At 36.1% G+C, this 13,491-nt stretch carries 13 protein-coding genes; 4 read left to right on the top strand and 9 right to left on the bottom strand.

Translation table 11 applies throughout. The features are described from left to right. Positions 1–12: 12 nt before the first annotated feature. On the bottom strand, positions 13–2,517 hold the full coding sequence (locus M030_RS0114600; protein WP_027374175.1) for a PIG-L family deacetylase: 2,505 nt from the start codon (positions 2,515–2,517) through the stop codon (positions 13–15). Positions 2,518–2,839: 322 nt separating this feature from the next. Continuing rightward, on the bottom strand, positions 2,840–3,514 hold the full coding sequence (locus tag M030_RS0114595) for a hypothetical protein (protein ID WP_027374174.1): 675 nt from the start codon (positions 3,512–3,514) through the stop codon (positions 2,840–2,842). A 483-nt stretch (positions 3,515–3,997) separates the two neighbouring features. Between M030_RS0114595 and M030_RS0114590 the strand changes: the two genes are divergently transcribed. Continuing rightward, entirely contained in the window at positions 3,998–5,215 is a 1,218-nt protein-coding gene (locus M030_RS0114590; RefSeq protein ID WP_027374173.1) for a hypothetical protein, read from the top strand. 118 nt (positions 5,216–5,333) lie between these two features. On the opposite strand, the gene M030_RS0114585 is transcribed toward M030_RS0114590, so the two are convergent. Beyond that, positions 5,334–6,125 (bottom strand): AraC family transcriptional regulator, encoded by a 792-nt coding sequence (locus M030_RS0114585; RefSeq protein ID WP_027374172.1) that lies wholly within the window; start codon positions 6,123–6,125, stop codon positions 5,334–5,336. Positions 6,126–6,385: 260 nt separating this feature from the next. Between M030_RS0114585 and dapB the strand changes: the two genes are divergently transcribed. Further along, on the top strand, positions 6,386–7,189 hold the full coding sequence (gene dapB, locus M030_RS0114580) for a 4-hydroxy-tetrahydrodipicolinate reductase (RefSeq protein WP_027374171.1): 804 nt from the start codon (positions 6,386–6,388) through the stop codon (positions 7,187–7,189). Between the two features lie 529 nt (positions 7,190–7,718). Here the strand turns inward: dapB and M030_RS0114575 are convergent. Continuing rightward, positions 7,719–8,264 carry a hypothetical protein gene (locus tag M030_RS0114575; protein WP_027374170.1) on the bottom strand — a complete coding sequence of 182 codons (546 nt, stop codon included), beginning with the start codon at positions 8,262–8,264 and terminating at the stop codon, positions 7,719–7,721. Between the two features lie 90 nt (positions 8,265–8,354). On the opposite strand from M030_RS0114575, the gene M030_RS24230 reads away from it, so the two are divergent. Then, a complete protein-coding gene (locus tag M030_RS24230) occupies positions 8,355–8,663 on the top strand; it encodes a helix-turn-helix domain-containing protein (RefSeq protein ID WP_051585090.1) in 309 nt (102 codons plus the stop codon). Positions 8,664–8,769: 106 nt separating this feature from the next. Here M030_RS24230 and M030_RS0114565 read toward each other — a convergent pair whose 3' ends face one another. Both M030_RS0114565 and M030_RS0114560 read right to left on the bottom strand, forming a co-directional pair. After that, positions 8,770–9,435 carry a hypothetical protein gene (locus M030_RS0114565; protein WP_027374169.1) on the bottom strand — a complete coding sequence of 222 codons (666 nt, stop codon included), beginning with the start codon at positions 9,433–9,435 and terminating at the stop codon, positions 8,770–8,772. An 81-nt stretch (positions 9,436–9,516) separates the two neighbouring features. Continuing rightward, positions 9,517–10,080: a hypothetical protein gene (locus M030_RS0114560; RefSeq protein WP_027374168.1), complete on the bottom strand. Its 564-nt coding sequence runs from the start codon at positions 10,078–10,080 to the stop codon at positions 9,517–9,519. Positions 10,081–10,377: 297 nt separating this feature from the next. On the opposite strand from M030_RS0114560, the gene M030_RS0114555 reads away from it, so the two are divergent. Further along, positions 10,378–10,614, top strand: coding sequence for a hypothetical protein (locus M030_RS0114555; RefSeq protein WP_027374167.1), 237 nt, complete (start codon positions 10,378–10,380; stop codon positions 10,612–10,614). A gap of 156 nt (positions 10,615–10,770) precedes the next feature. Here M030_RS0114555 and M030_RS0114550 read toward each other — a convergent pair whose 3' ends face one another. From M030_RS0114550 to M030_RS0114540, 3 genes are all read right to left on the bottom strand, one after another. Beyond that, entirely contained in the window at positions 10,771–11,511 is a 741-nt protein-coding gene (locus M030_RS0114550; protein WP_027374166.1) for a M17 family peptidase N-terminal domain-containing protein, read from the bottom strand. Between the two features lie 98 nt (positions 11,512–11,609). Further along, positions 11,610–12,980, bottom strand: coding sequence for an alginate export family protein (locus M030_RS0114545; protein ID WP_027374165.1), 1,371 nt, complete (start codon positions 12,978–12,980; stop codon positions 11,610–11,612). Continuing rightward, positions 12,977–13,408: a DoxX family protein gene (locus M030_RS0114540; protein WP_027374164.1), complete on the bottom strand. Its 432-nt coding sequence runs from the start codon at positions 13,406–13,408 to the stop codon at positions 12,977–12,979. The genes M030_RS0114545 and M030_RS0114540 overlap by 4 nt, the downstream gene beginning before the upstream one ends. Between the last annotated feature and the right edge of the window lie 83 nt (positions 13,409–13,491).

The raw sequence follows: 13,491 nt of genomic DNA, 5'->3' as shown, positions 1-13,491 counted from the left end.
GTTGCTTGTTCATCAGTTCTTCTGTGCAGATAAAAAGTTAAAAAATAAACGTGCCGCTCCCACATTTCCCGCAGGCAGCTGTCTGAAAAACGCCAACGGGGTATAAATAAAATTACCTTTACCATATTTGGCATATAACGTTGATCCCTGCAGAGGTTCTTCGCCTGTATCATACATTTCAAAAAGCGGTTCATACGCTGCATCCCATTGGGCAGGGAAATAAGCACCCCGCTCCTGTATCCAGCCTTTAAAATCATCTGCAGTAATTTTATTCGGGAAGTTCAGCAATTTATGGCCCGGATTTAAGAACTTAACCGATGCATTTTCTTCAGTGACCCGCTTATTGGCAATACTGAAATTGTACATTCCCAATTGATCAACGGTTGTATCCTGGTTGGTGTTGTACTGCATCACCAGATTACCTCCGGCTTTTGCATAAGACCATAAAAATGGCATCCAGCGACCCAGCTTTTTCTCTGTGTTATTGGCGCGAACACCAAGTATAATGGCATCATATTGCGAGAGCTTGTTCCGACTATTATTTTCGATGGATTCATCTGAGTTGCCGTAAAAATCTTCATCTTTCAGAACGTCAACCTGAATACCTGCAATGCGTAGGAACTCAGGAATAAAATCGCCCGCACCTTCAATATATCCTACTTTTTTAATCTTCGCCTGAATATCACCTTTCATTACGGTTACCGTCGCAGGAGCAAAATATTGTAGGGATGGTAAATGAGGGTACTGAATTAATACCTGCTTTTTATTAAAAGTGGCTCCATCTGCAACAAAGCTGGCATCCAATTGCCAACGGGCAGAATTAATGGCAGCAAGCTTGGTTTTTGGAATAACGTAATTGATGGTAGTATCTTTTCCATTGTTCAGACTTACATCAGCTCCACCTAATCGTTCTCCGTTATACATGAGGTTTAGAACACCTTTACGATACGGTTTATTAGAATTGACTTTCACATTTAAATTCAATTGTAAATCTTCATCTTCCCTGACTAAATAAAGCGGTTGTGTAAACTTCAGTTCCAGTGCAGGAACAATGCGCAAAGCTTCCACGACATCACCACGCACGGGGTCTAATTTTTTGAAAGATAAAGGAAGTTGAACCTGAAACTTTTCAGAACCGATTTTTAACCCAAGCAAAACATTCAAAGGTGACTCTGCTTCAGGTAAACCGACTAAGGTATCATTTGGAACCGAGAAAGTTGCTGCATTTACAGGAGGTTTTGCCAACCAGTAAGGTTCTGTGAGTGCTGCATCTTCAGGAATCTGAATGTCATGCTGGAGGGTAATCAACGAATCTTTTGATAGTTTTCTGTTGAAGCTTTCAGATTGATTTACCCATTTTACATTTTCTAACACAACAGGGTCTGCAGCTCTTGAAATCAGATTTAACCTGAAATTGTAATGATTGCCGGCAACTGCTTCAGCCTGATTGGTAATCACCTCGCCCATAAACCCGACGCAGCTTACAATGATATGGTCAAGAGATTTCAGTTTGTCTTTTTTTACATCTGCATCCTTTAGCGCTACAACTTTTTTCCGTAAGGCAAGCAAAGCAGGTAAGCTGAGGTCAGGGTTATTGAAGCTGAAAGCGGAAATAATCTTATCCAGAGACTGGTCTATATCAGCGTTTCCTTGTGAAGTCCAGGTTTTAGGTATTCCGTCAAAAAGGGTTGCTTTTGCAGGCTCACCACTGACATGGGCAAAATATTCAGTTCTGATTCCAGCGACAGACTGTGTTCCGGCACCCTGGCTTTTATGTAAACTCCTGCTTAGCCCTGCCAGTTCACCATAGCCCATTCCCAATTGTGGATCATATTGCCCAACCGTAACTTTCAGTTGATTTTCAGCGGTTGTATTAACTCCACCAAAACGGAAGGTATTCCACAATACGCGTTTGGATTGCCATACGTTAACATATTTCAGTTGGTCCGGAAAAGCATTTTTATCGCCTGCCAGCTTAAAAGCTTTTTCCGCCACTACTGCCGAAGCTGCATGTTGTCCGTGACCTGCCGCAGCAGTAGGTGGAAAGCGACAAATGATAACATCAGGACGGAATTGACGGATTACCCAGACCACATCTGCTGTAATACTGTCTGCATTCCATTGTTTAAAAGTATCAGTAGTATTTTTAGAGAACCCGAAATCAATCGCACGGGTAAAAAACTGCCGGGCGCCGTCCAACTTTCTTGCTTCCAACAGCTCATGTGTTCTGATTAAGCCCAATGCAGCACCCTGCTCTGTTCCTAATAAATTCTGACCACCGTCTCCCCGTGTTAGGGATAAATAGCCCGTTTCTACATTCTGATCATTGATGAGCCATGACAACAATCCCGTATTCTCATCATCAGGATGAGCTGCAAGGTATAAAACTTTAGGCAGCTGTTTAAGCGTTTTGAGCTCACGGTAAATTTCAGATGATTTGGAGGGCCGAACCTGTTGGGCCGAACAAAAAACCGTATTCAATCCAAGGATAAATACAGTGCTTACTTTTTTGAACATTTAATTTTACTTTGCAGGGCAAATATAAGTAAATCATCTTTCTTTCAACATTAAAAGAAGCAGACTGTGAATTTCATAAAAAAAACGATTATTTTTTATTAAAACACAATTTTTATAAGGTTTATTCTCGCAGACGGAGGCTTTTATTTCCACAGATTCATCCGACTGAGCAGATCTTACATAGATATTCGTGCATTCGTGGCATAAAAACATCATTAAGTACCTATCCATCAAAAAATCTGTGTACTTCCTATACACAAAAATTTCACTTAAAATCACTTAAGTGTCTAAAATCTTTTGTGCCTTTTGTGGTTAAGTTTAATTACTTATTATTTTCAATTGTATTTCGTGTAAGATAGATATAATTAAACATGCAAAATGTAGCTGCCGCTCCGAAAGTATGCCACAAAAAGTGTGTTCCGAAGCTCAACCATCCCCATTGATCAACGATACGGAAAGTGAGTGCAAGAACAAACGACAATAAAGCAAAACCAACCCATTTGCCTGCTTCCCATTGAGTGAAAATCAAATACTTTAGCACCGAGAAAAGTACAAATGAGGCCATCAATGCATAATTGATATTGATAAAGAGAGAAGTATTATCTGTCAACATCCAGTTTCTCAAACCCAACATCAATATCAGATAGACAAGAACTATTATAACAGCATAGTACCATCTGGTGCTCTGCGCTACAAAGTAAAATCCGGCAGACAGACAGAGTAACATAATGGGCAGCCAACCCATCATAATAAATACCGGCCACTGCCTGAATGAATGATAGACAGTTCCGCCTATGGCTCCGATATATAATAAAACCAAGCAGTAAGATAAAAAAGGATATCTTTTAAAATTACCCTTCATTTTAATGGTCCAGAAAATGGCTAAGGCTAAAAAAAATACAGCAGTTACTGCATTTAACGGCTCAGGGAAAAGCTGTGCCATATCTGTTTCTTTATATAACATGCCTCCGTCCGGAGGTAGTAGGTTTATCGGCATTATCTTTAATATACTTCATCTAAATATAGAAAAAATTTTGGCAGGAAATACCCTGATGTATCCGATTATATTTTATAAAATTGTTAATTCTACTTTTTATACCCATAAACCGGATTGGTTGTAAAACGTATTTACTCCAAGGTCCTGCGAAATTATTTATGATTAAAAGATATGCGGTATTTTAAAATCTGGACAATTTATCAGATGTGTTTATAGCACTTCTTACCTTCAGGATGTGAAAAAGAGATAAATATCAATACTTTTTTAAAAAAAACATTTTATTTCAGAGAAAAATTAAATTTAACATCAATTGTCACAACCCCACATAAATTACTGAAAATAAATAAATTGCAATTCAATTTAAACCCATTACATTTTTATAAAATATTACAAGTTAATTAATTTTTTTTCATCTATTAAGGAATTATTTTATTTTTTTTCATAAAATAAGTTATATTTGACTTAGCAAAATCACACCATAATATGAAAACAAAATTTACACAATTCAGTGCTATTTTTATTGCCGGATTCTCATTTGCCCAAGTTGGTATCAATACAAGTGTTCCCAAAACAACAATGGATGTATCTGCTAAAAGAGACAATTCGGGCATACTTACGGATAACACGCAAACGTACGGATTACAGGCTCCAAGGCTTACAAGGGCTGAACTTACAGCCAATACGGCGAGCTATGGCAGCGATCAGAGAGGAGCATTAATTTATATTACGGATGTCACCGGTGGAGATGCTACAGGGCAGCGTATCAATGTTACTGCTATGGGCTATTATTATTTTGATGGCGTTGTATGGCAAAGGCTTACCCAAGCAACCAATGCCATTTCTCCGGCGATTTCCGCATTACAATGTACTACAGCTTATTTAAATCCTTCCACGTATACTCCGGGTACTCCTTTCAACGGAAACCTTAGAGTTACCTATAGCCAGGGAAATGGTGGTTCGTATAATTCAGGAGCTCCTTTTACAGTGAACGGATTAACTTTCCAGCTAAGACCCGGAACTTTAGAGTTTGGTGATGGCGAATTGGTGTTCTCCGTAACCGGAACTCCTACCACTGCGAATGATATGACTCTTCCTCTGAACAGCTCTGCAATCCCTTTCTTAACAGCAGCACAAAACTGTACTGCTACAGTGGGAAATAGCAGCCGTGCTGACATTTCACCCGTTGCTGCCATGGGATATCCTACCCTAACAACTGATGCCAACGGGAAACAAGCCTATACTTTTCCTCTGACTACTCCGGATGGTAAGTATTCCATAAGGGTAATATTTGACACTACAAGTGGTACAACTGCTGCCGTTCCCAATGTACAATTGTATAATAATACAGGTGCTACCGTGAATCTCTATTGGAATTACAATACCGAATATGGGGGTTATATTGGTTCAGCGGTAACAACAAACAATATTACCTCAGGAGTATGGGGTGGTATGGCAGACTCATCAGCAACCTGGTACCCTCAAGGCACAGGGGCAGTAGGAAACGCTTACTGGGGGAACGTAGGGATTATAGACGGAGCCAGTGGCGGACCTGAACACAGAAGATATACCTGGATAGACAGCAATGCTTCTTCAAAAACCGCTTATACCGCAACCATTATGGCAGGAGCACCCACTTCTGGAAGTGCCCAACCCAACCTTTCTAAAATATACATCAAGATAGAGCAAGTGAAAGCACAATAATAAATGCCCCAAAAAAGTTAGACACTTTTTAGGTAACCAAAAGGCGCCAACTGTAGTTGGTGCCTTTTTTATTTTTATAACTAAGCTTTTCTTCATCATTGATCTTAAAATCAAAACTTTAAGATCTCCCGATAATTTTGGCTTTTTCTTTCATAATCCCAAAGTAGGAATTGGTAAAAGCCGACAGACTTTTATAACCAATCATAAAAGCGATCTGGCTTAAAGTATATTCTCCTGTATCAATAAGTTCAATACTTTTTAAAATACGAATCAGCTGCATATATTTTTGGATCGTAATCCCTGTTTCCCGCTTAAATATACGCTGAAGGCTTCTTACAGACATTAAGGATACATCAGCCAAATCATCTATACTTACCTGTTCCATGTAATTCTTATTAATATAACTGCATACAGGCAGTAATCTTGGATCTACCGGAATCGGAATTTGCAAACCTACTTTCTCTGTGCAGAAATGAGGAAGGCTATTCAATAAAGCGGTCAGGAAATATCCCTGTTCTTCATTTTCTTCCAATAATTTATTCCACTTTGAGGCATATTGTAACATTTCTCTCAAAACCGGAGGCGCTGCAAAAACATGCACTTTATTATAAAAATCATTGTCGAAAACCGTTTTGAATAAAATCACCATCAGATTAACCGTACTGGCTTCCGACTGAGTATGATGTTTTTTGCCTGAAGGAATCCAGATTAAGTGATTTTGTGGAACCAGATAGATTTTATTCTCAATGTGAAAATACTGATACCCCTCTTCAACATAAGTCAGCTGATATCTTTGATGAGTATGATCATAGTCATCATGGGTCCAGTCTTTCTCATACCAGACATAAGCATCGATATTAATTTCATCATCAAACTCCCCTTTTCTTTTTTCTGATAATCCACATTTCATTTTGGCGTTTTATATAATAATTCTGGCAAATTTAATAAAAATACCAATCGTAAATTTGTATTATCAAATAGATACACCTCCTGTTTTTCTACAATCAGATGAATTTATAGTAAGCATTTACTGTTAAACGATAAAAATTTATCAAAGGGAAAGGTATAGAAAGGTTATATATTCAATACCTGGAAACTCATCTGTTGAAATTCAAACTATCTTTAAGATAGGTTAATAGTAAAAATAACATTCAATAAAAAAATAATATTATGAAAAAAGTTTTTGTTGCGGGAGCCACCGGATGGGCGGGTTCTGAAATTAGCAAAGCAATATTTAATAATGACGAAATGATATTAACAGGCGGACTTTCTTTATCTCAAGATGGGAAAAATCTGTCAGAGATTCTGTCATTAAAATCAGATTACAATATACCCTTATTTAAATCTATAGAAGATGCAATAGAACATGTAGAATTTGATATTTTTGTAGATTTTACCAAACCGGTGATCGCGAAGCACAATATCCACACGGCTTTGCAAAAAGGCAAAAAAGTCATTATTGGAACTTCAGGACTTACGGATAAAGACTATGAAGAAATAGAGCGTATTGCCAATGAAAATAATACTTCTGTTCTTGCTGCAGGAAACTTTGCTCTCACTGTTGTTTTATTGCAAAAGTTTGCTGAAATGGCTGCAAAATATATCCCTCACTATGAAATCATTGACTATGCGGATGCTAAAAAAATTGATGCACCAAGCGGAACAGTGGCAGAACTGGCTTATCGTCTTTCTAAAGTTCAAAAGCCCGAACTAGCTGTAGCCATAGATGATACCATAGGAAATAAAGAAACAAGAGGCGCAACAATAAACGGTATACAGGTTCATGCTGTTCGTCTGCCGGGTCACACACTCGGCGTTGAAACGATCTTTGGACTCAAAGGAGAAAAATTAATCCTAAGACATGATTCCGGAGAAAGTGCGGAGCCCTATGTAAAAGGAGTGCTTCTTGCCATCAAAAATATAGATACTTTCAAAGGGTTACGAAGAGGATTAGACTCAATCATGGAATTTTAACAATACGTGTTTGAAGTTACGCTTGTTTAGCCACTAATTAAAAAAATCGTTACTTTTTTAAGCAGCGATTTTTTCATTTATACTTTTGTCTTAAAACAAAAGTATACAAAAATTCAAGACCGGAATCATCCTCTAAAAATTGATATTGACTCCTAAAATTTCCAAACTCGCATGGAATCAAATCCTTATTCTTCGACTCAAAATCTCAGCCATGCTAAACAGTGGAAATTTTTTAACGGATTCAATCTCATTTTTTTTAACGCTCCTGCTTCCCAGGTCCATTAAACATTACCCATCGAAGTCCACCCGTTTTTTATCGTCGTTTTTCTTTATATTTAAACATAAAATTCAAATTCTCCCCAACTTTTGGTCTTGATCCAAAAAATTATGCAAAGTTAATTAATCATTACCCTTATTTTATGATGATAAGGGATAGAATCATCAGTTTAAAAAATGAAAACTTTGCGTCAGAAAAACATATGATCAGCACATTCATTATCTGTATCAATACCCTTCAACCTTTTCAATCTTATTCAGAATGGGTATCAGCCATTTTCTTTTCTTTCCTTCTTTGAAGAATAAGGTGAGCAGCATCCAGCATTTTAACCGTATGGATGTAGGGCATCACGATATTCCTTTCCGGGAGATTTTCATAGATGCCCATTGAGAAATAAACGATTCCTGACATAAAATAATCAAATTCTTTGAGGGTGTATTCTCTGAATGCTTTTTTGAAAACCAGCAGTGGATTCCGGTATTCCTTCTCCGAAAGCAAGCCAAGAACCCACGGGGAAATCTTTTCAGTCTTGGTATCGACTGTCCATTTTCTTTCCTTCAGCATGATGAGATAGCCTGCCCGGATTAACGACCTCATCGACTGGTAAAACTCAAAGATCACTGCCGGATCTTCATTGATCCAGCTATTTCTCTTTACGGCATAATTCATTATGTTGCTGAGCCTTTCTTTGGAAATATCCAGCTCATTGAACTGAAAGAAAGTTTCCATCAGCTGTAAGCCGGAGTGCTTCTTCCCTGCCCGAAACCGGGGAGTGAAATTTGTTTTTATCTTTTTCATTGTATGTATTTTTTTATAAATGTAAGAAAAAAACAACAAAAACACATATATGTGTTGATGAAAAATTTTAGAAAGTCCAAAATTTACTAAATGTATAAATGGGAAATAGAGGAATTAAAATTTCAAATTGGAAAGCTTATTCAATTATATAGGTTGAAAAGAGGGCTTTCACAGTTTCAGCTTGGAAATGAGCTTAATATCTCAAGCAACCATGTTGGTAGAATTGAAAGAGCAGAAACTAATCCCACCATTGAAAGTCTTGTTACATTCTGTAATTTTCTTGAGATTGATCTATTACATTTATTTACAAAACTCAATGAAAAAGAATTAAAGAAGATTGAAAGTGAGATCGATCGACTACAAAAAGAATTTAAAAACCAAAATAAGAGAAAATCCTGACGAGAGTTGGGATTTTTTTGTGACGAAATTTTGAAAAAGTCCCCTGAAAATACTGATCCACTTACAAGCTCAAAGTCAGGAGACTTTGCGCAGCTAAGATATCCTTTTAACTTTCATTTTTAGGAAATAGGCTTAAGGTATGCTTGTAAAGATTGCTAAAAAAGGATTCTACAATACTAATACATTCTTCACAGGATCCATTATTTAGATTTATATTGTTTAAATCATTGTCTATCTCAATGTCAGAGATTTTCTTAGATAAGTTTTTTATTGTTTCAGCTTTTGCAAATTTTCTCCCATACCAGTCTTCTAAATTACTATCATGATGAACAATACAGTTTCGTAATTCAACTATCTCATTTAAGAGTTGCCAATCATTTGCATTTAAGTCAAATCTTAAGGAGTAAACATCAGTTATATAAATTTTGAATTGTTCTAAGATTGTTCCTTTAAAAGAATTATGCTTTATTTTTAAATTCTTGATTAGTTTTAACATATTACAGAAATTATGAAATTCATTTTCAATAATAGTAACAAGCGAAACAATTACCGATGTTCTTAAGTTTTTTATAAAAGTCTCATTTACAAAATGAAATTGACGTTCAAATTCGTCAGTTCCCAATTCAAAGGTTTCTCTATTTATTCTGTAATTTTCCGCTTCAAAATTAATTATTTTTTCAAGTTCTTTAGAATAAACTTTTAGTTCATCAAAACGATCAGTAAAATTACACCAATTACCAAATATTTCTGTATAGTCATCGAATTTCCTCATTGTTCATAGAATTGCTAATTTAACTGATAATAAAAAATAAAATAATTATTTCTTGATATTAATATACATCCATCAATTAGACTATCTGATACAATCATGTGGAAAATATTTTATAATTGATTTTATAATTGACCAAATTAGCAAAAGGCCAAAACATACGAGAAAACAAATAATTGAAACTTTTACAGCATTTTTATTACTACATTTTCTTTCTATCCAACTCAATTGTAGTTTATCATCCTCATCTGGACCAAGCCTCACTTCTCTCCCTTTAGAAAACTCATATCCATTCCCACTTACTAAACTATAATCATCAGGTTCAGCTTTACGAGCTTGAGTCATCCTAAATTTATAGTAACGATTATTTCTCAAAAATGTTCCTAACCAGTATATATTAATAATAATTCCAACTATTGAAAGTATAAATGTTGATATATTAATTTTGCAGAGATTTTCTAGCTCTTTTTGGAGTAAAGCTCCCAAACCAATATTGAGACCCACAAAAAGTACATTCATTTGCCAAGAGATTTGACCTTCATAATAAGCTAATTCAAGTGCTACACGATATTTTTCATTTCCTTTAGAATCTGGTGTAGCATTATTTTCTGGTAACTCAGCAGCTTCTAATTGTGTTTGTTCTGACATTAGTTTAGATAATTATTAGTTTTTAAATAAGACTTTTATTTAATCGCCAAATTAATGAAAATAAATGATATACTCCATTCTCAACCCTTCTGAAGAGACCTTCGCTCCCTGAAGTCTCCTAATTTTAGAGCAAGTTAAGAAAATGATCTTATTGATTATCAAGTCTTTTTCAAGAGAAATTAAAAAAAAATATCTAATCCTATATTCTTAATTTCTAGACGACATAATTTGTAGATCATGATATGCCTACCTTTGTGGCTTGTTCATCTACATCTTTCGTGAAAATTGATTAAAATTATGAATAAAAAGAAATTATTAGAAAAGAAAGATTGGAAATATTATGTTTTTGAGGAGGACGGCAATATTGCATTATCTGTTCCTATTTCCAATCCCAGCCCAGGATTTGATATCATTTATATTCTGAATGAATCTGAAAAAGAAATGTATCTGCACACAGGCATTCAAGCCCTTGAAGACAGAATAGAAGATATGAAAATCAACTTTTCAAACTATAAAATGAATTCATGGAGATAGTAATATTACGTTGGCTCTAACAAAAACATTGTCTCCCAATATAAAACCAGGTTACACACAACCAAATGGCGCCCACTATTTCCAGTAGACGCCATTGTTATTGAATAGTAATATGTAATTAATACTTTCCAGTGAAGTAAACCTATCAGCGTAAAGCTATTTCTTAACTTCCGCAATAGCCTCTTTAATTCCTCCTCCGGCAACTTCAAAGAATGAAGGCCCTGCCAGAAGATATACTTTTTCTAATTTCTTGGTTTTGGAAAGGTTATGTTCTTTCAAATACACTTCGGAGCGGTTTGCATTCACAATACCTCTTACTACATTTCCTGCTACCAGAGCTGTTGGAGAATCAATACCGGCATCTTTTAAATCGCTTGCAAAGGCAAAATTACTTACTCCTAATCTCATGGCTTCACGTGCTGCAACCTCTCCCACAGATGTCATCAATTCTGGAGTGAATTGGTTTCGGTCTCCTAAACCAATTAGCAACAGTTTATTTGCAGACATGGAACCTTTTGGAGGAGAAATCAAAATGGTTTCCAAAGAATGTCCTTTGAAGTAGCCGCCTTGTCTTATTTTTGTAAATTCTCCTTTCAAAGCTTCATCCAAATGCACCAATCCGTTTAGATTTGCGGGTAATGCCTGAGCACTGTGGATGTCATTATCCGTATATTCAAAAACACAGGCAACCTGCAATTGAGCCTCTGCAGAAGATGGTCCCTGAACCAATCCAATCATTGAAATCCCATCCACAGAGCCCCAGTTTTTTGAAGTTCCAACTGCTGTGGGAACTACAGAGGAATTTGCAGTTGTTGTTTGAGAAAAAGTTAACGTTGAAAAAATCAACCCGGTAATTACCATGGATTTACCCAATGTATTCTTTACTATATTTTTCATAATAATTGTTTTAAATGTTTAAGTTTTAGTATGTATCAAAGTTAGTTTTAGAAATCATTCTCAGCATTGACGTGAGATAATTAAAAAGATCCGATTCATTAAAATTTGAATACTATTCTTGAATTAATAAAAAGTCCGTCTTTGTCATTTTCGATAATATCATCTACAGATGCACCGGTTTTGAAATACTGGATTCCTGTATTGAAGGTTAAAAATTGATTGATTTTATAATTAAAACTCCCTAAAAAAGCGGTTCCGATATATCTCTTTTTAGAGTTCATGGAAGTGAGGTTCAATGAGCCGCTTGGCCTGTAAACACCATCCTGTAAAGAATATCTCCAATTGAAAACCACATCTGCCTGAACTGTTATTTTACTACTCAAATCTAGGGTTGCATAAGGATGTATATCGATAAGATTCACAGGTCCTATTTGTGGATTGAATCCGAAATACCCACCTTTCGGATAGAGCGGATTGAAAGTCCCCAATTTTCCATCTCCTTTATTTCTGTCGCCTGAAATATAATCGTTACGAAGGTTGATGGTGGGTTTTCCTTTCACATTTTCAAACATATACCCTATATCCGCAGAAGCGGTCCATGCACTTATTGTTCCTTTACTAAAGTTCCCGAACTGATACGCCATTTCAAAGTTGTAAATAAAACCGCCTCCATATTTCCAAAACCGGCCGCCTAAAGTATGTCTTGTCTCATCTCCTATTCCATCCTCAAAACGGGATTCCTTTCTGTGAATTCCCAGATAATACCATTCTAAATTCCCACTTTCCGGAAGAATCAAGGTATTATAACTTCCCCAAAGGCTTACAGATTTTGAAATCTTATTATCAAAGGCTCCGGTATTAATTTCGCTTGCCATCATCACAAAAGCATCTGATTTGAAATTCCCTCTTTGATACATTAGTTTCAATCCATCAAAATAAAGTCTTAAATTCGGACCTTCCCGCACAGAAATCAATCTTCCACTTCCATAATCCAGTTCCTGTCTCCCCGCACGAACGGTTAATTTTTCTTTTTCATTTTTAACGACATCTACATCCAGGAAGAGATTCTGAACATTAAGATGATCTTCATCAATTGGTCTTGGTCCGTTCTTCCTTCCGTTCTCCCAGGCACTTCTCAACTGCCCGAAAACCCTTACCCTTGACCCTAAATGCAAATCACCGTGAACCGTATATCTCTGGATAAAAAAAGGATTGCTTCCAATTCCCAATCTGCCCCAGTCTTCATTATTAAATTCCACAAATTCTGCTCTTGCTTCTCCGCCTAAGGATAAATATTTACTGTTATTATTTTCAGAAAGCGGAATATATTTCAGAGCATTGTAAAATGTTTTTGTTGAATCCCGGTACGCTGCATAATTCTCATCAAACCTCATGAGTTTAAATTGTGCTGAAACCACAATGGGAAGCATAATCTGAACAATCAATACTATCTTAATCAGCTTTTTCATTGTAATTTTTTTCTTATATAATGATCAATAGAATATTTCCCCGGGCCCACAAAAAGCAGAAACAAATAACATAAACTATACATAAACGGTGTATCTTTTATCAGTAAAGCATCATTCCAATGAAGGACAAAATATCCGGTTAAAGTCACCGCTAATATTGGTAAAACGGCTGCTCTTGTCAAGAATCCTAAGATGACAAATACAGGAAAAAACAAGTTAGCGGCGTCAGCAAAAAGACTGTTGAATGCTTCCGGAAGATTTAATGGATTGGGAACCTTTTCTGCTTCCGCAACACCTATTCCGAGTTTTTTCAGTCCGTGAGCAAAGATTAATTCTAATGATAGTGCTATTCTGAAAATCAATAATGCAATGTGAATTAATTTTCCTTCAAGGCTCGTATTGGTGATGGTTTGGATGAACTTTTTCATAGTTGTAGGTTTGAAAATGATTGGATAGTGATTCTTTTAAACCACCCCGTCAAAAATTCTTTGAATTTTCGCCACCCCTCCAA

The organism is Chryseobacterium sp. UNC8MFCol, from assembly GCF_000482305.1.
Taxonomy (GTDB): domain Bacteria; phylum Bacteroidota; class Bacteroidia; order Flavobacteriales; family Weeksellaceae; genus Chryseobacterium; species Chryseobacterium indologenes.
The sequence above is the reverse complement of the archived record's forward strand: the minus strand, read 5'-3'. Positions and strand labels throughout refer to the sequence as shown.